Raw genomic sequence first — 20,718 nt, 5'->3', positions numbered from 1 at the left:
GGGGTGTTCATGGGCTCAGTCTATGTTTCGGGCGCCGTGGTGGACGGAGAGGATAGTCACGTCCTCGCCCTCGACGGCATAGGTGATGATGTGCGGCGGTGCCGTCGTCAGCTGGCGGCGACCATCCTCCTTAGGCCGTCCGCGATGCGGAAAGAAGATCAGACTGTCGCCGAGGTCCGACAGGCGGGTTCGCGTTCGCAGGGCGGCGCCGGGATCGAACTGTTGGATATAGGCGGTTATGGCATTCAGGTCGACCAGGGCCTGTCGGCTCCAGACGACCCTAGCCATTCTGGGCGGCAAGCCATTCCTCAAAGGGTAGGTGATCGGGTTCGCCCCACGTGCGAAGCCACTGGCGCACCACGATGTGATCGACGCCGTCGCCTGCCTGATAGCCTTGCTTGGCGCGGGCGAAGTCCGCGGCCGTCGGCAGGGGGATCGTCGGCGTAGAGAATCCGGCCTCGTGCTTCATGCCGCGATCATACCTGCTCCGCCTTTGGGTTGAAAGCCTGTGCCGGAACGGCCAAGAGCCGTAGCGTCCTTCCCCGGCAGCGAGGTCCCCATGTCCGACACAGCGTCCGTCCAGTTTTCCGAGCGCGAGGCGCTGCTGTTCCATTCGGAGGGGCGCCCGGGCAAGATCGAGATCATCGCATCCAAGCCGATGGCGACGCAGCGCGACCTCGCGCTCGCCTATTCGCCCGGTGTCGCGGTGCCGGTGCAGGCGATCGCCGACGATCCCGCCACCGCCTACGACTACACCGCCAAGGGCAACCTCGTAGCGGTCATCTCGAATGGCACCGCGATCCTCGGCATGGGCAATCTCGGCGCGCTGGCGTCGAAGCCGGTGATGGAGGGCAAGGCGGTGCTGTTCAAGCGTTTCGCCGATGTCGATTCGATCGATATCGAGCTGAAGACCGAGGACGTCGACCGGATCATCGATGCGATCGAGCTGATGGAGCCGAGCTTCGGCGGCATCAACCTGGAAGACATCAAGGCGCCCGAATGCTTCATCATCGAGCAGACTTTGCGCGAGCGGATGAACATCCCGGTCTTCCATGACGACCAGCACGGCACCGCGATCATCTGTGCGGCGGGGCTGATCAACGCCTGCCTGCTGACCGGGCGTCGGCTGGACGAGGTGAAGGTCGTCGTCAACGGCGCCGGCGCGGCGGCGATCGCTTGCACCGAGCTGATGAAGGCGATGGGCGTGCGCCACGACAACGTCATCATGTGCGACCGCGAAGGTGTGATCTATCAGGGGCGCGAGGATATCAACCAGTGGCAGTCGGCGCATGCCGCCGCCACCGACCGCCGCACGCTGACCGAGGCATTGAACGGCGCGGACGTGTTCCTCGGCTTGTCCGCCGCGGGCGCGCTGAAGCCCGAGATGGTGAAGGACATGGCGAAGGCGCCGATCATCTTCGCCATGGCCAATCCCGAACCGGAAATCCGCCCCGAACTCGCCAAGGCGGCGCGCCCCGATGCGATCATCGCCACCGGCCGGTCGGACTATCCGAACCAGGTCAACAACGTCATCGGCTTCCCCTTCATCTTCCGCGGTGCGCTCGACGTGCGCGCCACCGGCATCAATGATGCGATGAAGATCGCCGCCGCCAATGCCATCGCCGAACTGGCACGCGAACGCGTGCCGGAAGAGGTGGCGATGGCCTATGGCGTGCAGCACAGCTTCGGCCCCGAATATATCATCCCGGCGCCCTTCGATCCGCGGCTGATGGAGCTGGTGCCCTCCGCCGTCGCCAAGGCGGCGATGGATTCGGGCGTCGCGACCAAGCCGATCCTCGACATGGAGGCGTACCGCCAGCAGCTGCGCGCGCGGCTGAACCCGACGACGTCGGTGCTCAGCCTCGCCTATGAGGGCGCGCGCGCGCGGCCGAAGCGCGTGCTGTTCGCCGAGGGCGAGGAGGAAGTGGTGCTGCGCGCCGCCATTGCCTTCAAGGAGGGCGGCTATGGCACGCCGGTGCTCGTCGGCCGCGACGACGTCTACGATCGCCTGAAGGCTTTGGGTGTCTCCAACCCACAGGAATATGAGGTCCACAACAGCCGCCATTCGCCGCTGGTGCCGAAGATGGTCGACTTCGTGTACAACCGCCTGCAACGCCGCGGCTATCTGCGCCGCGATGTCGAGCGGATGATCAACCAGGACCGCAACGTCTTCGGTTCGGCCTTGCTGCAGCTGGGTGAGGCGGATGCGATGATCACCGGCATCACCCGCACCTGGGCGGAATCGATGCGCCAGGTGAAGCGCGTGATCGATCCCGAGGCGGGGCGCACCCCCTTCGGCATCCACGTCCTCGTCGGGCAGAGCCACACCGTCTTCATCGCCGACACGACGGTGAACGAACGGCCGACCGGCGAACAGCTCGCCGACTTCGCCGAACAGACCGCGCAGGTCGCGCGCCGCATGGGCCACGAACCGCGCGTCGCGATGCTGAGCTATTCGACCTTCGGTAATCCCAAGGGCGCGTGGGTCGACAATATCCGCGACGCGGTGTCCGAACTCGACAAGCGCAATGTCGGCTTCGAATATGAAGGCGAGATGCCGCCCGACGTCGCGCTGAACCCCAAGCAGCTGGCGAACTATCCCTTCGCGCGCCTGTCGGGCCCCGCCAACATCCTAATTATGCCGGGCCTGCAATCGGCCCACATCGCCGCCAAGCTGTTGCGCGAACTGGGTGGCGACAGCGTGATCGGTCCGATGCTGATCGGCATGGAAAAGCCCGTGCAGATCGCGCCGATGACCTCGACGGCGAGCGAGCTGGTGACGCTGGCAGTGCTGGCGGCGGGCGGTATCGCGCGCTGACCGGACAGGGGCCGGCGGCGGGCGATAGCGTCTTGCCGCTGGCCTCGGCCTGCGTATGATCCGCTTCGGAACCAGTTCCGGGGGGATGCATGAACAGGATGATGGTGGCTGCGAGCCTGCTCGCGGCGTGCGGCACGGCGCATATCGCTTATGCGCAGGCGACGCTGCCGATGACCTATGGCGGCACCAAACCGCCCGCCGTGGCGCAGACGCCGCCCGCCGATCCGCGCGATACACCCGAAGAGATCGCCAAGGATGCGGCGCGCGATCTGAAGGACAGCCATTTCTACAACAGGCCGGGCGCGACGCGCGCACAATATGACGCGGCCTGGCAGCGCTGTCGCTTGATCGCGCGCGGGTCGCGGACGCCCTCGGGGTCGATCCCTTATTATTACAACCCGGCGCTGATGTCGCCGATCGCCGCGGGGATCGGCGGCGGGATTGGCGGCCTGATCGCCGGCGCGATCGCCGAGGGGCAGCAGCGGCGCGCCAATCGCCGCAATTGCCTGCTGATCGACGGCTGGCGCGTGGTCGAGGTGTCGAAGGAGAATGCCGCGCGGGTCGGTGCGATGACCGACGCGGATCGCGACGCCTATTTCAACGGCATCGTCGGTGCGCAGACCGTCGATGGCACGATCACCGAACGCACGACCTTCGCGCAGCCCGAGGATCTGGTCGCGCGTGTCGATGCGCCGCTCAGCACGCCCGGCACGCTATTCCTGGGCAAGAAGGTGGATGCCGCCGCGCCCTTCGTCCTGGCGCCCGGCGAAGCGGCGGTGGTCGTCGCCTTCCGCCGCCCGAACGCGGCGAGCGCGGGCCGCTCCGGTTTCGTGCAGCTGACGCGGTACGATACGAAGGGACGGGACCTCGTCTATCGCCCTAAGGACTGGAAGAAGACGGGCGACAAGACCGTCTACAACCTCGCCGTCGGCAGCGCCGATCGCAAGGCACCCTATGAGGTGCAGGTGCTGCGCGTGACGCCGGGCGACTATGTCATCGCCTCGACCGCGGTCATCACCAAGATGGCGACGACGACCAACTGCTTCGGCGCGCCGACCTTCCACGTCGAGGCGGGCGAGGTGGCCTATCTCGGCGACTTCATCCCGGTCGTCGACAGCAAGTCGGCGCTCGGCGTCTCGACGTCGGGCATCGCCTATGTCCGCCATGCCGATGACGCGCAGAAGGCGCTGGCCGGATCGCAGCCGGCCCTCGCCGCGGCGCTGAAGCCAGCGGTCTTCCGCAACAAGGCGACCTATGCCTGTTCGGCGATCACGATGGATCGCTGGGACCTCCCCGGCGTCGAGGCGTTGCCCGATGCGCCTCCCCCTGCCGAGATGGCTGCGGTCGCCGCGGCCGGGTGAGGGCGTGCGCTGGCCGGGACGGACATCGCCGTCCCGGCCGCTGGGCTCAGGCGTCGATGCTGGTGCCCAACGCGGCGTGGACCAGGCCGCCGTCGACCGTGATCGTCTCGCCGATCACGTAATCGCCCGCGCGCGACGCGAGGTAGATGGCGGCGCCGGCCATATCCTCATCGGTGCCGATGCGGCCGGCGGGTATGCCTTGCGCGACGTCGTCGCCATGGTCGCGGGCGGCCTTGTTCATGTCGCTGGCGAAGGCGCCCGGCGCGATCGAGGTGACGTTGACGTGGTCGCGCACCAGCCGCGCGGCCATGCGCTTCGTCAGATAGATCAGCGCCGACTTCGAGGCGTGGTAGCTGTACGTCTCCCACGGGTTGAGGCGCTGGCCGTCGATCGAGGTGATGTTGATAACCTTGGCCGGGCGGCCCGGTGTGCCGGCGGCCTTCAGCAGACCATGCAGCGCCTGCGTCAGGAAGAAGGGCGATTTGACGTTGAGGTCCATCACTTTGTCCCAGCCGCTTTCCGGGAACTCCTCGAACGGCACGCCCCAGGCGGCGCCCGCATTGTTGACGAGGATGTCGAGCTTGTCCTCATGCGCGGCGAGTTGCTCGGCGAGCGCCTTGCAGCCGGCGACGGTGCTGACGTCGCACGGCAGGGGGATGCAATTGGGCCCGAGTTCGGCGGCGGTGTCGTCGCAGGCCGGCGCCTTGCGGCTCGAGATATAGACCTTCGCGCCCTGGGCGATGAAGCCGGCGGCGATCATCTTGCCGATGCCGCGGCTGCCGCCGGTGACGAGCGCGACCTTGCCGTCGAGGCGGAAGAGGTTGGTGGTGTCCATGGATGCTCCCCTAAAGGCTGTGGAGTAGGCGTGATCGGTGTTTCGTCCCTGCCGTCATTCCCGCGCAGGCGGGAATCCAGACTGGCTGACGGCGCGATTCCATCGACGGACCTGCGGGTCTGGATCCCCGCCTGCGCGGGGATGACGGATGGGGTGAGTGGCGGTCGTCACCCCCCGCGTTTCATCGTTTCGCGCGCGATAATGACCTGCTGGATCTGGCTGGTGCCTTCGTAGATGCGGAACAGGCGGACGTCGCGGTACAGGCGTTCGATGCCGTAATCGGCGATATAGCCCGCGCCGCCATAGACCTGCACCGCCTTGTCGGCGATGCGACCCACCATCTCGCTGGCGAAATACTTCGCCGCCGCGCTTTCCAGCACGACGTCGCCATGCGCCGGGCCGGCTGTCCCCCGGACAGCCGCCTGATCCAGCGCATCCTTCTTCGCCGCCGTCTCCAGCACCATCGCGCGGGCGACGAGCGCCTCGGTCTTCATGTCGGCGATCATGCCTTGGATCAGCTGGTGTTCGGCGATCGCCTTGCCGAATTGCTGGCGGCCGGTGGCATAAGCGACGCTGTCGGCGATCAGCCGTTCGGCGACGCCGACGCAGACCGCGCTGATGTGCAGCCGGCCGCGGTCGAGCACGCGCATCGCGATCTTGAAGCCTTCGCCCTCCGCGCCCAGCCGGTTGGCGACCGGCACCGGCACGTCGTCGAAATGGACGTCGGCGACCTTCGCGCCCTTCTGCCCCATCTTCTTTTCGGGTTCGCCGATGGTGATGCCGGGCAGGTCATTGGGCACCAGAAAGGCGGAGACGCCGCGCGCGCCCTTCTCGTCACCGGTGCGCGCCATCACGGTGAACAGCTGCGCCTTGTCGGCATTGGTGATGTAGCGCTTGGTGCCGGACAGGCGATACACATCGCCATCCCGCACCGCGCGCGTCTTTACGCTGCCGGAATCGCTGCCGACATCGGGTTCGGTGAGCGCGAAGCTGGTGACGATCTCGCCGCTGGCGATGCGCGGCAGCCATTCGGCCTTCTGTTCGGGCGTGCCGGCCATCACCAGCCCCTGGCTGCCGATGCCGACATTGGTGCCGAACGTCGATCGGAAGGCGGGCGTGGTCCGGCCCATCTCGATCGCGACGCGGCATTCCTCGACCATGTCGAGGCCCAGGCCGCCGTATTCCTCGGCGATCGACAGGCCGAACAGGCCCATCTCCTTCATCTCCGCGACGACTGCGTCGGGAATGGCGTCGGCGGCCTCCACATCGGCTTCGAGGGGGCGCAGCCGTTCGCCGACGAAGCGACGGACGGTATCGATCAGCGCGTCGAAGGTTTCGGGGTCGAGGGCCATGCCGTATCCACTGCGATGCCCTTATGCGGGCGGGTTGTGACCTGATTATCCTATGATCTGGACGAAGCGGCTGCAAACCCGAAATTCGAAAGCGTGATTGACCACCCCCGGTGCGCGGCTATGATCCTCGACAAAACAGGAGCTTGCATGCGACCGGTGGCAGAGGCGACAGCAGGGACGACGGCCGTACCGGCGGCACGGCGCCTGCGAAGCGGTGCGATGAGCAGCTACGCCTTCGGCGCGGTGGCCTATGGGGTAAAGGATGCCGGGTTCGGCACGTTCCTGCTGCTCTTCTACAACCAGGTCGTCGGCCTGCCCTCCGCCACCGTCGGTCTCGTCGTGATGGTCGCCTTGCTGATCGATGCCTTCGTCGATCCCGCCGTAGGATTTCTGTCCGATCGTACGCGCACACGCTGGGGACGGCGGCACCCCTGGATGTATGGCTCGGCGCTGCCGATCATGGTCGGTTGGGTTCTCCTGTGGAATCCGCCGAGCGGCTGGGGGCAGGGCGCGACGCTTGGCTGGCTGTTCGCCTGCGCCGTCCTCGTACGCACTGCGGTCAGCGCCTATGAGGTCCCCTCGGTCGCGCTGACGCCCGAACTGTCGTCGGACTATGACGAGCGGACGCGGATCATGGCGTGGCGCTATCTGTTCGGCTGGGCAGGCGGGCTCACCATGCTGGTGTCCGCCTATCTCTACTTCCTTGCGCCGACGCCGGAGCATGCCAACGGGCTGCTCAACCGGCAGGGCTATATCGGCTATTCGATCCTCGGCGCCCTGCTGATGGGGGCGGCGATCCTGACCTCGGCGGCGGGGACGCACAAGGAGATCCCCAACCTGCCCAACCCGCCGATCGAACGGCAGACGTTTCGCGAGAATCTGCGCGAACTGGCAGACACGGTGAAGAACCGCGCCTTCGCCATCCTGATGCTGGCGGGGCTGTGCGCCTATACCGTGCAGGGCATCAGCTATGCGATGTCGACCTATCTCTACACCTACGTCTGGGGCTTCCAGGGTGTCGTGTTCGTCTATGCGACGGTCGCGCTGTTCGGCGGCGTGCTGGTCGCCTTCGTCGCCGCGCCGCGGATCGGCAAGCGGATGAGCAAGCCGCGCGCGGCGGCGAGCGCGGTGGCGATCGGCGCGACGCTCAACATCGCGCCGTACGCGCTGCGGTTGCTGCATGTGCTGCCGGATGTGGGGCAGCCCGCGCTGCTGCCGATCCTGCTCGTCTTCTTCGCCGCGGCGACCGCGTGCAATGTCAGCGCGTTCATCCTGGGCGCGTCGATGATGGCGGACGTCGTCGAGGATTCGGAGATGCGCACGGGGCGCCGGTCGGAAGGGGTGTTCTTCGCCGGCTCCTTCTTCGTCCAGAAATGCACGTCGGGCATTGGCATCTTCCTGGCGGGCGTCATCCTGGCGATCGCCGGCTTCCCCGAAAAGGCGGTGCCCGGCACCGTACCGGTCGACACGATCGACCGGCTGACGCTGACCTTCGGCGTCACCTATCTGCTGATCGCCGGCTGCGCGGCGTTCGTCTTCACCCGCTTTCCGTTCGGCCGTGCCGAGCATGAGGCGCGGCTGGCGCGACTTGGGGCAGCAAAACTGGCTGATTCCTGAGCATTTCGCCGTTCAGCGTGGCGACAGGATCGCGATTCACCGCTCATCCCATCGCTTCGTCGGCGCGCAAACACCGTTGGGCGCTTATGGTTCCCGCGCCTGTTGGCGAAAGCCGACCCCCTGTGTAGCGACATCCTCGACGAACGGGTTTTGACCGGGGGGTCAGCAAATGACTTTGAAGGCGTTGGCAGCGCGGTTTGCGCTGGTGGTATCGTGCGGCCTGATGATGGCCACCCCGGCCATGGCGCAGTTCTGGCAGTGCGCGCCCTATGCCCGGGAAATCTCGGGCATCGACATCCACGGCAACGCCAACACCTGGTGGAGCCAAGCCGCCGGCCGGTACGAACGCGGCCACGCGCCGAAGGTCGGTGCGGTCCTCGCCTTCCAGTCCACCCGCCGCATGCGCGTCGGCCATGTCGCGATGGTGTCGCGGGTCGTCAGCGACCGCGAAGTGCTCCTCACCCACGCTAACTGGTCGCGCCCCGGCGCGATCGAGCGCAACGTTCGCGCGATCGACGTCTCGGCCGCCGGCGACTGGAGCGAAGTGAAGGTGTGGTACGGCCCGACCGGCGGCCTCGGCACCTCGAGCTATCCCACCAACGGCTTCATCTACTCGGGCCATGCCCCGGCGATCGATGACGAGCCCGCCACGCCGACGGTCGACATGGACACCAGCATCATCGCCACCGCTGCCGCCGTGCCGGTGGTTCCGGTCGCCGCGAAGTAATCCGGGCTTACGGGCTTACCTCCAACGCCGTTCGCCCTGAGCCCGTCGAAGGGCAGCTATCCGCGGATGTGACGCTTTGGGGGAGGGGCGCGCTTAAACAGGCTCAGCGCGAACGAAAGAGCGTGCCCTCACCCCGCCCGGAACGTCATCGCCACGCCATTCATGCAATAGCGCTTGCCGGTCGGCTTCGGCCCGTCGTCGAACACATGGCCCAGATGCCCGCCGCAGCGGCTGCAATGCACCTCGATGCGCTCCATCATCAGCGATCGATCACTGCGCGTGCCAACCGCACCCTTCAGCGGCGCGTAGAAACTGGGCCAGCCGGTGCCGCTTTCGAACTTGGTCTTGGACGAAAACAGTGGCTGCGCGCAGCCCTTGCAGGCGAAGGTGCCGGTGCGATGCTCGCCGTTCAGCGGGCTGGAATAGGGCCGCTCGGTGCCCTCGTGCCGCAGCACGGTCCACGCCGCATCGCCCAGCTTCCTGCGCCAGGCCGCATCGCTCATCTCCACCGGATAGCGTTCCGCGGCGGCCGCAGGGGCGTTGCGGCACCCCCACAGAAAGACGCCGACGGCGCCGGTGGCGGCGAGGGATAGAAGCGCGCGGCGGCTGGGCTGATCGGTCATGATCGTGATGTAGGACGCGATGGGGCCGGTTTCATCCCCACCCATGCTATTGATCTAGCCGGGAACCTCGCTTCCCATTCGCGCGCTTGGCATGACCGAGAGGTGATACCATGTCGTTCCAGCAGCTCGATCCGCCGCTTCCCGTCCACGTCCTCGACAAGGGGGCAGGCTATGCCTTCGCCGTCATCGATTACGGGCAGGAGCATAATCTCATCTGGGTCACCGCGATCAACGACACCGGTGAAATCTGGTGTGCGCCCAATCCGCGCGTGCGGATGCAGGCGAACTGGACGATGGGTCGCAAGAAGCCGGCTGCTGTTGCGAAGGCGGAAGCGGGCGACTGTTCGGGCGTGGCACCGGTGAGCGTCGAGGTGGTGAAGCCGAACTAAGGGATGGGTCCTCTGGCCGTCATTGCGAGCGTAGCATGGTTTCGCTCGCAACGACGGAAGGGGCAGCCATCAATATCGGCTGATCTCCACCGGCAATTGCCGGTAACCGTGCACGAAGCAGGCGGCGACGCGCGTCGGTTCGCCGACGACGTTCACCCGCATCCGCCGCTTCGCCATTTCCTCCATCAGGATGCCGATCTGCAGCTCGGCCAGCCGCGCGCCCACGCAACGGTGGATGCCGTGGCCGAAGGCGAGGTGCCGGCGTGCATTGGGCCGATCGACCACAATCTTGTCGGCATCCGGGCCGAACACGCTCTCGTCCCGGTTGGCGGAAATGTACCACAGCGCCAGCTTGTCGCCTTCGCGGATCGTCTGCCCCATCAGTTCGGTATCGCGCGTCGCGGTGCGGCGCATGTGCGCGAGCGGCGTCTGCCAGCGGATGATCTCCTGCGTCGTATTGGGGATCAGCGACGGGTCCGCCTCCAGCTTCGCCCGCTCGTCGGGGAAACGATCGAGGCCATACGCGAGCGCGGTCATCGAGTTGCGCGTCGTGTCGTTGCCGCCGACGATCAGCAGGATCAGGTTTCCGATGAATTCGAAATGATCCATGTGGCTCATCGCGTCCGAATGGATCATCATGCTGATCAGGTCGGGGGTCTGCGGCTGGCCGACCTTGGCGTTCCACAAGTTCTGGAAGTACGCGCCGCATTCGTACATGTAGCCGAGGCGCTGCTTGCGCAGTTCCTCGTTCTTCACCAGCTCGATATCGCCCGCCCAGTCGGACCAGAAAGTCAGCTTGCGCCGGTCCTCCCACGGAAAGTCGAACAGGATGGCGAGCATCTGCGTCGTCAGCTCGATCGAGACCGTATCCACCCAGTCGAACCGCGTGTTCCACGGCAGGCTGTCGAGGATTTCGGCGGTGCGGCGGCGGATGTCGTCGCTCATCCGCACCATTTCAGATGGCGTGAAGGCGGGCGCTACGGTGCGCCGCTGCCCGGTATGCACCGGCCGATCGCGCGCGATGAACATGGGCATGCGCACGTCGCTTTCCGGGATGAAGTCGGCGAGGGTGATGCCACCGACCTCGGACGAATAGATCTCAGGCAGCGATTCGACCTCGACGATCGGCTTGTAGGTCGAGACGGACCAATAGGGGCCGTAGTCGCTATGCTCGCAGCGATAGACTGGGGCCTCGGCTCGCAATTGCGCGAAGGGCGCGTGCCAGGTGTCGTCGCGGTACAGTTCCGCGCGGCTGACGTCGAACGGATCGACCGCGGGTGCGGTCGCCTGCATGAGGGTCGCCATCATCACTCTCCTGTCTTTTGCCGACAGGAGATACCCGACTGACACTTATGTCAATTGGCTTTCGCGCGCTTCCAGAACGGCCGGGCGCTGCCCGATTGCAGCACGCCGCGCCGGAACAGCCGCGCGCCGAGCGTGATGAAGATCGACACCCACAACAGCTGCCAGGCGATCGCCGCGAGATGCGGCCAGATCGTCGGTGACGTTGCCGCGCGGCCGGCCATCGCGAAGGGCGACGACAGCGGGAACAGCTCCGCCACCGTCGCCACCCAGCCGGTGGGGTTGGCGGTCCCGGCCAGCGCGAGCGCCAGCATGCTCATCTGCAACACCGAAATCGGCAGCGCGAGCATCTGGATTTCGCGCGGGGTCGACGCCTGCGCGCCGACGACGAGGAAGGCCGATCCGAGCAGCAGATACGCCATGGTGAAATAGGTGACGAACAGCGCGACGAACACCGGCGTGCCGACCGCGGTCTGGATCGCCAGAGCGCGCGCGACCTCTGGCGGCAGGAACGAGCCCAATTTGGCGATGATCGTTCCCCAGAAGCCGACGAACAGCAGCGCGACGCCGAACATGCCCAGCAGTTTGCCCAGGAACACGCTTTCCAGCGGCACCGCGGCGGCGAGCACTTCGATCACCTTGTTGTTACGCTCTTCGGCCATGGTGCCGACGACCTGGCTGGCGAGGAACAGGTTGAGCAGGAACACGCCGAATACCGCGAACGACGCGGACTGGCGGCGATTGCCCGCCGATCCGCTCTGCCGTTCCAATGGCGTCTTGGTCGCGACGACGCGCGGCACGGCGCTGCCCAGTCTGTCGGCGGTCAGCGTTTCCTGCGCCAGTACGCCCAGATAATCGGCGGCACGCTTGCCGCGCGGGCCGTACAGGATCTGCGGCCGGTCGAGCGGGCCGTACAGCACGGCGCTCGCCTCATAGTCCTTGCTCTCGAACGCTGCGCGCGCCTGCGCCGCAGCGTCGCCCGTCGGCGTCAGCGTGGCGAGGGCAGGGGGCGCTTCCTCGTCGCGGCGGAACACGTCGCGCAGGCGATCGTCCGCATCGGTCATCACGCGCGCCTGATGGGGCGATACGATGGCGACCATCCGCGTCTTGTCGGCACGGCCATCGGCGACGCTCGCCGCACCCATGCCGCCGATCGCGCCGAACGATCCCATGATGACCGGCGCGAACAGAAACAGCAGGAAGATCGGCGTGAAGACGGTCGCGATGAAATCGCGGCGCGCGATGGTGAGCGCCTGGCGCAGCGTGCGGGCGAGGTTGGTCATGCGGTGGCTCCCCCATGCGGCTGACTGGCGCCCGGCGGGTTGGCGGCGTCGCGACCGACGATGCGGACGAAGGCGTCGTGCAGGCTGGGCCGTTCGATCGACAGGCCGCCAATGCCATAGCCGCGGGCGATCAGCGTGCCGAGCAGCCCCTCGATTCCTTCGCCGGGCAACTGGAAGCGCCAGCCCTCTCCGTCGCGGACGGCGTCATGCGGCAACACCTCGGCGATCGTGGCGTCGGGATGCGTCGGCAGGTAGCGGACCTGGCTGGGTAGCGTGCCCCGCGCCGCGTCCACCGTCCCTTCGAAGCGGCGCTTGCCGCCGGCGATGATCGCCAGCCGGTCGCACACGCGCTCGGCATGCGCCATGATATGCGTCGAAAACAGCACCGTCGCGCCGCGATCGCGCTCGGCGAGGATCAGCGATTCGAGCTTTTCCTGATTGACCGGGTCGAGGCCGCTGAACGGTTCGTCGAGCACCAGCAGGTCGGGGCGATGCACCACCGACCCCAGTAGCTGCACGAGCTGCGCCATGCCCTTCGACAGTTTCTTGATCTTCTCGTCGATCGCATGGCCGAGGCCCGCGGCCTCCATCATCTCGGCGGCCCGTGCGCGACCGGTACGGCGATCGAGCCCGCGCAGTGCGCCCATGAACGCGATCGCATCGCGCGCCTTCATCGACGGGTACAGACCGCGTTCCTCGGGCAGATAGCCGACGCGGTCGCTCGCCTCGCGCGGGGCGGGGTAGCCCAGGATCGATCGATGCCCCTCGTCGGGTTCGATGATGCCAAGCAGGGTGCGCAGAGTCGTCGTCTTGCCCGCGCCATTGGGGCCGAGCACGCCGTAGATCGCGCCGCGCGGCACCGACAGGTCGACGCCGTCGACGACGCGCCGCTCGCCAAAGCGCTTGACCAGATGTTCGGCAAAAACCGCCGGTTCGCTTGATCCCGGCACTCGTTCGTTCCCCACGCAAACCCCCGTTCGCCCTGAGCCTGTCGAAGGGCATGCGACTCAACCGTGCTTCGACAGGCTCAGCACGAACGGCAGGCCTGTGTCTCCGGCTGGATTGTGGTAGCGGGCGCGCGTGGCGAAAGACAAGCCTTCCCCGACCCCTATCGAAGCGCGGATCAAGGCCGAGGCGGCGGCGCTCGGCTTCGTCGCCTGCGGGATCGCGCGTGCCGACGCCGCGCCCCGCAGTGGCGAACGGTTGCGGCAGTGGCTCGACGAGGGGCGCCACGGCGGCATGATCTGGATGGAGGAACGCAGTGCCCAGCGCGCCGCGCCGGCCGCCCTGTGGGGCGACGTGCGCAGTGTGATCGCGCTCGGCATGAGCTACGCGCCCGCACGCGATCCGCTGGCGCTGGCGGACGAGGGGGAGCGCGGCCGCATCTCCGTTTACGCGCAGGGCGGGGATTATCACGATGTCGTCAAGCGCGCGTTGAAAGCGCTGGGGCGCTGGTTGGCGCGCGAGGCGGGGTGCGACCTCAAGGTGTTCGTCGATACCGCGCCGGTGATGGAAAAGCCGTTGAGCGAAGCCGCCGGTCTCGGCTGGCAGGGGAAGCACACCAATCTCGTCAGCCGGGATCACGGCAGCTGGCTGTTCCTCGGCGCGATCTACACGACGCTCGACCTCGTGCCGGACACGCCGGGGCGCGACAGCTGCGGATCGTGCGAGGCCTGCCAGCGCGCCTGCCCGACCGATGCGTTCCCCGCGCCCTATCGCCTCGATGCGCGGCGCTGCATCTCCTATCTGACGATCGAACATGCCGGGCCGATCCCCGAGGAATTTCGGACTGGCATCGGCAACCGCATCTATGGCTGCGACGATTGCCTGGCGGTGTGCCCGTGGAACAAGTTCGCCGCGAGCGCTGCGGCCAATATGGCGTTCCACCCGCGCGCCGAGCTGACCGCGCCGGCGCTCGCCGATTTGCTGGCGCTGGACGATGCGGGGTTCCGGCAGGTCTTCTCCGGATCGCCGATCAAGCGCATCGGTCGCAATCGCATGGTGCGCAACGCCGCGATCGCCGCGGGCAACAGCGGGTCACCGGCGCTGATCCCGGCGCTCGACCGGTTGCTCGGCGACGACGACCCGGTGGTGGCGGAGGCGGCGGCCTGGGCCCGAGCGCGGCTTGACCGCACGGGGAGCGGCGGCTAACCGCCCCGCCAGCATCAAGAGTCGAACGACGTTCGACGCCAACCTGCTCCCCGAGCAAGGTGGCGCCCCCGGCTACGGGGGGATGTGGCCGGACCGGCAACCAAACGGGACCTCACGCCACATCGTCGTTCGTCTCCGGGTGCAGACCGTTTTGCACAAGGACCCGACGCCGTGACCGCCCAGCCCCAGCAATTCGCCAGCGACAATTATGCGGGTGCCTGCCCCGAGGCGATGCAGGCGATGCTCGCCGCCAATGCCGGATCGGCGGTCGCCTATGGCGACGACGACTGGACGCAGGCGGCCGCCGACCGTCTTCGCACGCTGTTCGCGAAGGATGCCGAGGTGTTCTTCGTGTTCAACGGCACCGCGGCCAATTCGCTGGCGCTCGCGTCGCTGTGTCAGTCCTATCATAGCGTCATCTGTTCGTCGGCGGCGCATGTCGAAACTGACGAATGCGGCGCGCCGGAGTTCTTCTCGAACGGATCGAAGCTGCTGCTTGCGCCGTCCGCCGACGGCAAGCTGACGCCGGACGCGATCCGCGCGCTGGCCACCAGCCGGTCGGACATCCACTTCCCCAAGCCGCGCGTCGTCACGATCACCCAGCCGACCGAGACGGGGCAGGTCTATGCGATCGAAGAGGTGCAGGCGATTTCTGCGGTCTGCCGCGAACTGGGGCTCAAGCTCCATATGGACGGCGCGCGCTTCGCGCATGCCTGTGCGGCGCTGGGATGCTCGCCCGCGGCGATCACCTGGGACGCGGGCGTCGACGTGCTGTGCTTCGGCGGCACCAAGAACGGCCTGGCGATCGGCGAGGCGGTGATCTTCTTCGACCGCAGTCTCGCTGAGGATTTCGACTATCGCTGCAAACAGGCGGGACAGCTCGCGTCCAAAATGCGCTTCCTGTCAGCGCCGTGGATCGGACTGATCGACAGCGGCGCGTGGCTGCGCAACGCCGAACACGGCAATGCCGCGGCGCGGCGGCTAGCGGATCAGGTGTCGGGGCTGCCCGGTATCGAGCTGCTATTCCCGGTCCAGGCCAATTCGGTGTTTCTGATCGCGTCCGAACCGGTGCTCGATACGCTGCGGCGGCGCGGCTGGCGCTTCTACACTTTCATCGGCGGCGGCGCGCGCTTCATGTTCGCCTGGGATGCCGACCCGGCGCGGATCGACGCATTGGCAGCGGATATTCGCGAGGCGTGCGTCGGGTTAGAGGTGGAACTGGCGGCGTAGCGGACCCACCATCGTCCTCGTCCCAGCCTGCGCTGGGATGACGTATCCCCAGGACCGATCGACATTCATGCACGCCAAGATGCGAAGACATGAAGAAAAGACGGTTCACGCGGAGGCGCGGAGGACGCAGAGGTGTGGGGTCTGCCGCGCGAGCGGCCTGTCCATCTCGGTCGAGGTCAAGGCGAAGCGTTGCAACGCGCGTGACACCTCCGCGTCCTCCGCGCCTCCGCGCGAACAAAACTCTTTGTCTTCAGGTTTTTCCGCTCGTCGGGAAATGCATCACGACGGTGAATGCCGATCGGCCCTGGCTCACCCCAACCGCCGCCCGAAGCCGCCGCCCGCCGGCCGCCGCGGCACGAGCGGGTTCGCCTCGCGCTCCAGCAGCGCCAGCGTTTCGAAGAACAGCGGGCGCAGGCGCACGACATGCTCCAGCGCCTCTTCGCAGGTTTCGTGGCGCTCGACGCAGTCGCGCGCGAATTCCTCGATCGTCTCGGCCAGCATCGCCAGCGGCTCGGCACCGAACTGACGCGCCTCGCCCTTCAGCGTGTGCGCCGGAATCACCATCGCGGCGGCGGTCTGCGCGCGCATCGCCTGTTCGATCGCCGACACCGATTTCACGCCGTCTTCGCGGAAATAGCCCAATATGCGCACGAAGCCGGCGCCCAGCTCGGCGCGCGCCTGGGCGAACGCCGCCCAATCCACCAACGTGCTGCCTTCGAACGACACGGCCTTCTCCCCTCAGGATCAGGCCAACCATATTGAGCAGCGGTAAACAGCTGGTTGCCGATGCGGCCGATTAGGGCGGACCCTAATCTTTGGTGTCGAAGGGATTCTTCGGCGCGCGGAAGGTCAGGCGAACAGGAACTGCCCCAAATCCCAGATCCTTACGCATGGAATTGACCAGATAGCGTTCATAGCTCGCCGGCAATTGATCGACGCGCGTGCCAAAGATTACGAAGCTCGGCGGTCGTGTCTTGATCTGCGTGACGTAGCGCATCTTGATTCGCTTGCCGCCGGGGGCGGGCGGGGGATTCGCCTCGACCGCGCGTTCGAACCAGCGGTTGAGCTCGCCGGTGCCGACGCGCTGCGACCAGGCCTCGCGCGTTTCGAAACAGGCCTGGATCAGCTGGTCGATGCCCTTGCCCGTCGCCGCCGACACGGTCATCACCGTGACGCCCTTCACCTGGGACAGGCCGTCCTCCAGCGCGCGCTTGACGCCGTTGAACAGCGACGAGGCGTTTTCAGCGACGTCCCATTTGTTCAGCGCGATCACCAGCGCGCGGCCTTCGGACAGGACTTTGTCGGCGATACGAAGATCCTGCGCCTCCAGCCCCAATGTCGCATCGAGCAGCAGCACGACCACTTCGGCGAAGTCGACCGCATGCAGCGCATCTGCGACCGACAGCTTTTCCAGCTTGTCCTGCACCTTGGCGCGCTTGCGCATGCCGGCGGTATCGATCAGGCGGACGGCGCGGGGGAAGTTGTCGCGGTCGTACCAGGTCCAGTCGACGGCGATCGAATCGCGGGTGATGCCGGCTTCGGGCCCGGTGATCATCCGGTCCTCGCCCAGCATCTTGTTGATCAGCGTCGACTTGCCCGCGTTGGGGCGCCCGACGATCGCGAGCTTCAGCGGGGCGTCCGGGGAGTCGTCGTCCTCTTCCTCCGGCATCGCCTCGATCGCGGCTTCCAGATGGGGAAGCAGCGCCTCGAACAGGTCGCCCATGCCCTCGCCATGTTCGGCGGACAGCTGCACCGGATCGCCGAAGCCGAGCGCCAGTGCCTCGAGCACGCCCTGTTCGCCGGCCTTCCCCTCCGCCTTGTTGGCGGCGAGGACGACGGGGGTGGACGACGAGCGCAGCCAGCGCGCGATCTCTTCGTCCAGCGGCACGACGCCCGCGCGCGCATCGACCAGGAAGAGCGCGACGTCGGCCTGGCCGATCGCCGCCTCGGTCTGCAGGCGCATGCGGCCGGGCAGCGTCTGGGCGTCGTGATCCTCGTAGCCGGCGGTGTCGACGACGCGGAAGTCCATGCCGATCAGCGTCGCATCGCCCTCGCGCCGGTCGCGCGTCACGCCCGGCCGATCGTCGACCAGCGCGAGTTTCTTGCCGACGAGGCGGTTGAACAGCGTCGACTTGCCGACATTGGGACGGCCGACGATCGCGACGATAGGAAGACGGGACATGCCGGTGCTTTAGGGGAGGCGGGTGCAAACACCAAGTCCCGGGGGACACGCCTATCGCCCGTCGCCATCCGCCTCCAGCCGCTCGGCACGCTCGCGATCCTTCTGCGCGCCTTTGGCATCGCCGCGCGCCGCCCGAATGTCGCTGCGCAGGCGATAGGCGCGGGCGGAGCGATTGAGGCGTATCGCGCGGTCTATATCCTTTTCCGCCCGCGCCAGGTCGCCGCGCTGCCGATAGGCGAGCGCGCGGTTCAGGTAAGCGCTCGCCAGGTCGGGGCGGAGCGCGACGGCGCGGTCCAGCGCGCCGATCGCGGCGGTGGAATCGCCGGCCTCCAGCGCGGCGAGGCCGGCGCGCAAGGCCGTATCCGCGGGGTCGGCGGCAATGCCGGAGGCGCGTTCCGTGTAGCGACCGACGCCGGTGCGGCGTGCGACACGCGATCCCGTAACCACGACGTCCTGCGCCTGAGCCGGGGCGGACATCGGTGCCGCGGGCGGGGGGGGCGGGGGCGGTGGTGGAGGCGGCGGCGCAGGTTCCACCACGGCTTCCGGCACCGGCGCGGGCGCGAACGCGGACACGGGTGCGGATACCGGCGCGGGCACAGGAGGCGGCGGCGGAACGGCCTCTTCCTGCGTATCCGTCGCGCGGCGTGCCGGTGCGGCGGGGGTGGGCGTCGGTTCGACCTTCACGGCGGATGGCGGCGCCGGCGTCGTCCGGTCCGCCGCGATCCGTTCCGGTCGTGCGTCGCTCTTGGGTCGCTGGCGCGCGACCTCGCTCGGCACGTCGCGATGATCGAGCGCCATCGGGATGCCCACCAAGGCGACGAGCGCGATCGAGGCGAGCGCCCCCACCGGCCCCGGCCGCAAGCGCCAGCCAACGCGTGCGGGCGGTTGGCGCTGGGGCGGAGCGGGCGCCTCCACCCCATCGAACCGCGCCATCGCCGCATCCAGCGCCGCCCGCCGCGCGGCGGGCCGCGGCGGCGGTGGGTCGGGCAGCTGGCGGGCGAGATCGTCGTCCATCGCGGCTCAACCGGCCGGGCAGGGGGGAGGGACGCGCGCCATCCCCCCGGCTATAGCGGCATCGACGCGGCCACCGAAAGCGTCAATGCCGCCCGCCATCGCTCAGCGCACCAGCGGCGGCATCGCCTGCGCGGCGCGCGCCTTGGCGACGAGGTCGATGAACTCGGCGCGATAGCCGAACGGATCGGCCCCCTTCGCTCCCGCCGCGATGCGCGCGACATCGTCATAGCCGAACCGCCCTTCATAGGTGCCGCCGCGCAGCAGCTCGGCGAATCCGGCCACGGCGGTGGCAAAGCGCGCGTCACGCGGCGCATCGGCGAAGCGGGCGGCATGCGCGGCCGGGATCGGCCGCGCGATCAGCCGGCTGGTCGATGCCTTAGGCAGCTTGTAGCGGATCTTGACGAAGCCCAGCTCGGCGGCGCGCGCCTTTGCCGCGCTGGCCTTGGCGTTCTTGCCATAGCGCAGCGGATCGACCGTGCGCGGACCGCCGACCGGCACCACTTCGTACAGCGCCGTCACCGTCCGCCCGGCGCCGACATCGCCGGCATCGACCTTATCGTTATTGAAGTCTTCGCGCGCCAGCAGCCGGTTTTCGTATCCGATCAGCCGATATTCGGCGACCGCGGCGGGATTGAACTCCACCTGCACCTTCACGTCCTTGGCGATCGGGAACAGCGACGCACTCGCCTCCGTCACTAATGTTTTGCGCGCCTCGTTCAGCGTGTCGATGTAGGCGGCGACGCCATTGCCGTTCTGCGCCAGCGTCTGCATCAGCGCATCGTTGTAATTGCCCATGCCGAAGCCGAGCACGGACAGATAGACGCCCTTCGCCCGCTCCGCCTCGATATAACCCTTCAGCTGGTCCTGATCGGTGATGCCGACGTTGAAATCGCCGTCGGTCGCCAGGATCACGCGGTTCACGCCCTTGGGATCGAAGTCGCGCTCGGCGAGCGCATAGGCCTGGCGGATGCCCTCGGCGCCCGCGGTGCTGCCGCCCGCTTCCAGCCGGTCGAGCGCGGCGAGGATGCGGGTCCGGTCGCTGGCCGGCGTCGGCTCCAGCACGGTGCCGGCCTGACCCGCATAGGCAACGATCGCCACCCGGTCGTTCTCGCCCAGGCTGTCGAGCAGCAGCCGCAGCGACTGTTTCACCAATGGCAGCTTGTTGGGCTCCATCATCGATCCCGACGTATCGACGAGGAAGACGAGGTTCGCGCGCGGCCGCGTGGTGCGGGTGAGGTCATAGCCGCGCACGCCGACGCGGACGATCAGCCGCCCCGGCGCCCAGGGGCTGGGAAAGACCGACAGATCGGTGCCGAACGGCTCCGCCGCGCTCTTGGCGGGGGCGTAGTCATAGGGGAAATAGTTCACCAGCTCCTCGGTCCGCACCGCGTCGCGCGGCGGCAGCGTGCCGCGGTTCAGCGACGCACGCACGAACGCATAGGAGGCGGTGTCCACGTCGAGCGAAAAGGTGGAGACGGGCGCCTCGGCGACGCGCTGGAAGGCATTCTGCTTGATCGGCGTAAAGCGGTCGCGGCCGGTCATCGGGCGGGGCGGCAGGTGCGGCGCGAAGGGGGCGTTCACGCGGTACGCCGACGACATCATGATCGGCGCCGGCGCGGGCGGCGGCGGGGGCGGCGGTGCCGGCTCGTTGGGGGCGGTGACGCGCGATCCCGTCAGGACGATATCGTTGGCGGCCTCCTGCGCGACAGGCGCCGGAGTCTCTGCGCCGGTCCGCCGCGTGGTATCGGCGCATCCAACGACGAATAGCGCGGGAAGGCTCAGCGCGGCGAGCAGGACGGGGCGGCGGGCGAAGCGGGCACGGGTCATGGCAGTC

Annotated in this window: 19 protein-coding genes and 1 riboswitch; of the genes, 7 read left to right on the top strand and 12 right to left on the bottom strand. The window is 67.6% G+C overall.

Annotated elements, in window-relative coordinates; translation table 11 throughout:
* Nucleotides 1–15: 15 nt before the first annotated feature.
* Both A7E77_RS03770 and A7E77_RS03765 read right to left on the bottom strand, forming a co-directional pair.
* Nucleotides 16–288 (bottom strand): type II toxin-antitoxin system RelE/ParE family toxin, encoded by a 273-nt coding sequence (locus A7E77_RS03770; protein ID WP_063685959.1) that lies wholly within the window; start codon nt 286–288, stop codon nt 16–18.
* Nucleotides 281–469 (bottom strand): hypothetical protein, encoded by a 189-nt coding sequence (locus tag A7E77_RS03765; protein WP_063685957.1) that lies wholly within the window; start codon nt 467–469, stop codon nt 281–283. Before A7E77_RS03765 ends, A7E77_RS03770 begins: the two co-directional genes overlap by 8 nt.
* 90 nt (nt 470–559) lie before the next feature.
* Between A7E77_RS03765 and A7E77_RS03760 the strand changes: the two genes are divergently transcribed.
* The gene (locus A7E77_RS03760) at nt 560–2,818 is read left to right on the top strand and encodes an NADP-dependent malic enzyme (RefSeq protein ID WP_017979684.1); all 2,259 of its coding nucleotides are present in this window, start codon (nt 560–562) and stop codon (nt 2,816–2,818) included.
* A 98-nt stretch (nt 2,819–2,916) separates the two neighbouring features.
* Entirely contained in the window at nt 2,917–4,179 is a 1,263-nt protein-coding gene (locus A7E77_RS03755) for a hypothetical protein (protein ID WP_063685955.1), read from the top strand.
* A 46-nt stretch (nt 4,180–4,225) separates the two neighbouring features.
* On the opposite strand, the gene A7E77_RS03750 is transcribed toward A7E77_RS03755, so the two are convergent.
* Together A7E77_RS03750 and A7E77_RS03745 are read right to left on the bottom strand one after the other, a co-directional pair.
* The gene (locus tag A7E77_RS03750; protein ID WP_063685953.1) at nt 4,226–5,014 is read right to left on the bottom strand and encodes an SDR family oxidoreductase; all 789 of its coding nucleotides are present in this window, start codon (nt 5,012–5,014) and stop codon (nt 4,226–4,228) included.
* 167 nt (nt 5,015–5,181) lie between these two features.
* Entirely contained in the window at nt 5,182–6,366 is a 1,185-nt protein-coding gene (locus tag A7E77_RS03745) for an acyl-CoA dehydrogenase family protein (protein ID WP_063685951.1), read from the bottom strand.
* 219 nt (nt 6,367–6,585) lie between these two features.
* Here A7E77_RS03745 and A7E77_RS03740 point away from each other — a divergent pair, with 219 nt between their 5' ends.
* Together A7E77_RS03740 and A7E77_RS03735 are read left to right on the top strand one after the other, a co-directional pair.
* The gene (locus tag A7E77_RS03740) at nt 6,586–7,983 is read left to right on the top strand and encodes an MFS transporter (protein ID WP_063685949.1); all 1,398 of its coding nucleotides are present in this window, start codon (nt 6,586–6,588) and stop codon (nt 7,981–7,983) included.
* A 169-nt stretch (nt 7,984–8,152) separates the two neighbouring features.
* Nucleotides 8,153–8,710 (top strand): CHAP domain-containing protein, encoded by a 558-nt coding sequence (locus A7E77_RS03735; RefSeq protein WP_063685947.1) that lies wholly within the window; start codon nt 8,153–8,155, stop codon nt 8,708–8,710.
* 128 nt (nt 8,711–8,838) lie between these two features.
* Here the strand turns inward: A7E77_RS03735 and msrB are convergent, their stop codons facing one another.
* A complete protein-coding gene (gene msrB / locus A7E77_RS03730; RefSeq protein ID WP_063685945.1) occupies nt 8,839–9,378 on the bottom strand; it encodes a peptide-methionine (R)-S-oxide reductase MsrB in 540 nt (179 codons plus the stop codon).
* A gap of 65 nt (nt 9,379–9,443) precedes the next feature.
* Between msrB and A7E77_RS03725 the strand changes: the two genes are divergently transcribed.
* Complete coding sequence (locus tag A7E77_RS03725; protein WP_063685943.1) at nt 9,444–9,722, top strand: hypothetical protein; 279 nt, start codon at nt 9,444–9,446, stop codon at nt 9,720–9,722.
* A gap of 69 nt (nt 9,723–9,791) precedes the next feature.
* Here A7E77_RS03725 and A7E77_RS03720 read toward each other — a convergent pair whose 3' ends face one another.
* Genes A7E77_RS03720 through A7E77_RS03710 form a run of 3 tightly spaced genes read right to left on the bottom strand, consistent with a single transcriptional unit; the run spans nt 9,792 to nt 13,257 of the window.
* Entirely contained in the window at nt 9,792–11,027 is a 1,236-nt protein-coding gene (locus A7E77_RS03720; protein ID WP_018250665.1) for a cytochrome P450, read from the bottom strand.
* Nucleotides 11,028–11,077: 50 nt separating this feature from the next.
* Nucleotides 11,078–12,307 carry an ABC transporter permease gene (locus A7E77_RS03715; protein ID WP_063685941.1) on the bottom strand — a complete coding sequence of 410 codons (1,230 nt, stop codon included), beginning with the start codon at nt 12,305–12,307 and terminating at the stop codon, nt 11,078–11,080.
* The gene (locus A7E77_RS03710; RefSeq protein WP_063685939.1) at nt 12,304–13,257 is read right to left on the bottom strand and encodes an ABC transporter ATP-binding protein; all 954 of its coding nucleotides are present in this window, start codon (nt 13,255–13,257) and stop codon (nt 12,304–12,306) included. Before A7E77_RS03710 ends, A7E77_RS03715 begins: the two co-directional genes overlap by 4 nt.
* A 130-nt stretch (nt 13,258–13,387) precedes the next feature.
* Here A7E77_RS03710 and queG point away from each other — a divergent pair, with 130 nt between their 5' ends.
* On the top strand, nt 13,388–14,458 hold the full coding sequence (gene queG / locus A7E77_RS03705) for a tRNA epoxyqueuosine(34) reductase QueG (protein WP_063685937.1): 1,071 nt from the start codon (nt 13,388–13,390) through the stop codon (nt 14,456–14,458).
* Between the two features lie 6 nt (nt 14,459–14,464).
* Nucleotides 14,465–14,572: riboswitch (SAM-I-IV-variant riboswitch) on the top strand.
* A 57-nt stretch (nt 14,573–14,629) separates the two neighbouring features.
* Nucleotides 14,630–15,688 carry a threonine aldolase family protein gene (locus tag A7E77_RS03700; protein ID WP_063685935.1) on the top strand — a complete coding sequence of 353 codons (1,059 nt, stop codon included), beginning with the start codon at nt 14,630–14,632 and terminating at the stop codon, nt 15,686–15,688.
* Between the two features lie 309 nt (nt 15,689–15,997).
* On the opposite strand, the gene A7E77_RS03695 is transcribed toward A7E77_RS03700, so the two are convergent.
* From A7E77_RS03695 to A7E77_RS03680, 4 genes are all read right to left on the bottom strand, one after another.
* The gene (locus A7E77_RS03695; protein WP_043060370.1) at nt 15,998–16,414 is read right to left on the bottom strand and encodes an Hpt domain-containing protein; all 417 of its coding nucleotides are present in this window, start codon (nt 16,412–16,414) and stop codon (nt 15,998–16,000) included.
* 82 nt (nt 16,415–16,496) lie between these two features.
* On the bottom strand, nt 16,497–17,870 hold the full coding sequence (gene der / locus A7E77_RS03690; RefSeq protein WP_063685933.1) for a ribosome biogenesis GTPase Der: 1,374 nt from the start codon (nt 17,868–17,870) through the stop codon (nt 16,497–16,499).
* Nucleotides 17,871–17,921: 51 nt separating this feature from the next.
* Nucleotides 17,922–18,884: a tetratricopeptide repeat protein gene (locus A7E77_RS18445; protein WP_063685931.1), complete on the bottom strand. Its 963-nt coding sequence runs from the start codon at nt 18,882–18,884 to the stop codon at nt 17,922–17,924.
* Between the two features lie 102 nt (nt 18,885–18,986).
* Nucleotides 18,987–20,711 (bottom strand): vWA domain-containing protein, encoded by a 1,725-nt coding sequence (locus tag A7E77_RS03680; RefSeq protein WP_226341837.1) that lies wholly within the window; start codon nt 20,709–20,711, stop codon nt 18,987–18,989.
* Between the last annotated feature and the right edge of the window lie 7 nt (nt 20,712–20,718).

Source organism: Sphingomonas sp. NIC1, from assembly GCF_001638925.1.
GTDB classification, from domain to species: Bacteria; Pseudomonadota; Alphaproteobacteria; order Sphingomonadales; family Sphingomonadaceae; genus Sphingomonas; species Sphingomonas aquatilis.
The sequence above is the reverse complement of the archived record's forward strand: the minus strand, read 5'-3'. Positions and strand labels throughout refer to the sequence as shown.

Coding starts and splice junctions, on each gene's coding strand:
- A7E77_RS03760 (WP_017979684.1), top strand. CDS start 560: ATGTCCGACACAGCGTCCGTCCAGTTTTCCGAGCGCGAGGCGCTGCTG.
- msrB (WP_063685945.1), bottom strand. CDS start 9,378: ATGGGTGGGGATGAAACCGGCCCCATCGCGTCCTACATCACGATCATG.
- A7E77_RS03740 (WP_063685949.1), top strand. CDS start 6,586: ATGAGCAGCTACGCCTTCGGCGCGGTGGCCTATGGGGTAAAGGATGCC.
- A7E77_RS03755 (WP_063685955.1), top strand. CDS start 2,917: ATGATGGTGGCTGCGAGCCTGCTCGCGGCGTGCGGCACGGCGCATATC.
- A7E77_RS03750 (WP_063685953.1), bottom strand. CDS start 5,014: ATGGACACCACCAACCTCTTCCGCCTCGACGGCAAGGTCGCGCTCGTC.
- A7E77_RS18445 (WP_063685931.1), bottom strand. CDS start 18,884: ATGGACGACGATCTCGCCCGCCAGCTGCCCGACCCACCGCCGCCGCGG.
- A7E77_RS03765 (WP_063685957.1), bottom strand. CDS start 469: ATGAAGCACGAGGCCGGATTCTCTACGCCGACGATCCCCCTGCCGACG.
- A7E77_RS03720 (WP_018250665.1), bottom strand. CDS start 11,027: ATGGCGACCCTCATGCAGGCGACCGCACCCGCGGTCGATCCGTTCGAC.
- A7E77_RS03745 (WP_063685951.1), bottom strand. CDS start 6,366: ATGGCCCTCGACCCCGAAACCTTCGACGCGCTGATCGATACCGTCCGT.
- A7E77_RS03770 (WP_063685959.1), bottom strand. CDS start 288: ATGGCTAGGGTCGTCTGGAGCCGACAGGCCCTGGTCGACCTGAATGCC.
- A7E77_RS03680 (WP_226341837.1), bottom strand. CDS start 20,711: ATGACCCGTGCCCGCTTCGCCCGCCGCCCCGTCCTGCTCGCCGCGCTG.
- A7E77_RS03735 (WP_063685947.1), top strand. CDS start 8,153: ATGACTTTGAAGGCGTTGGCAGCGCGGTTTGCGCTGGTGGTATCGTGC.
- A7E77_RS03715 (WP_063685941.1), bottom strand. CDS start 12,307: ATGACCAACCTCGCCCGCACGCTGCGCCAGGCGCTCACCATCGCGCGC.
- A7E77_RS03725 (WP_063685943.1), top strand. CDS start 9,444: ATGTCGTTCCAGCAGCTCGATCCGCCGCTTCCCGTCCACGTCCTCGAC.
- der (WP_063685933.1), bottom strand. CDS start 17,870: ATGTCCCGTCTTCCTATCGTCGCGATCGTCGGCCGTCCCAATGTCGGC.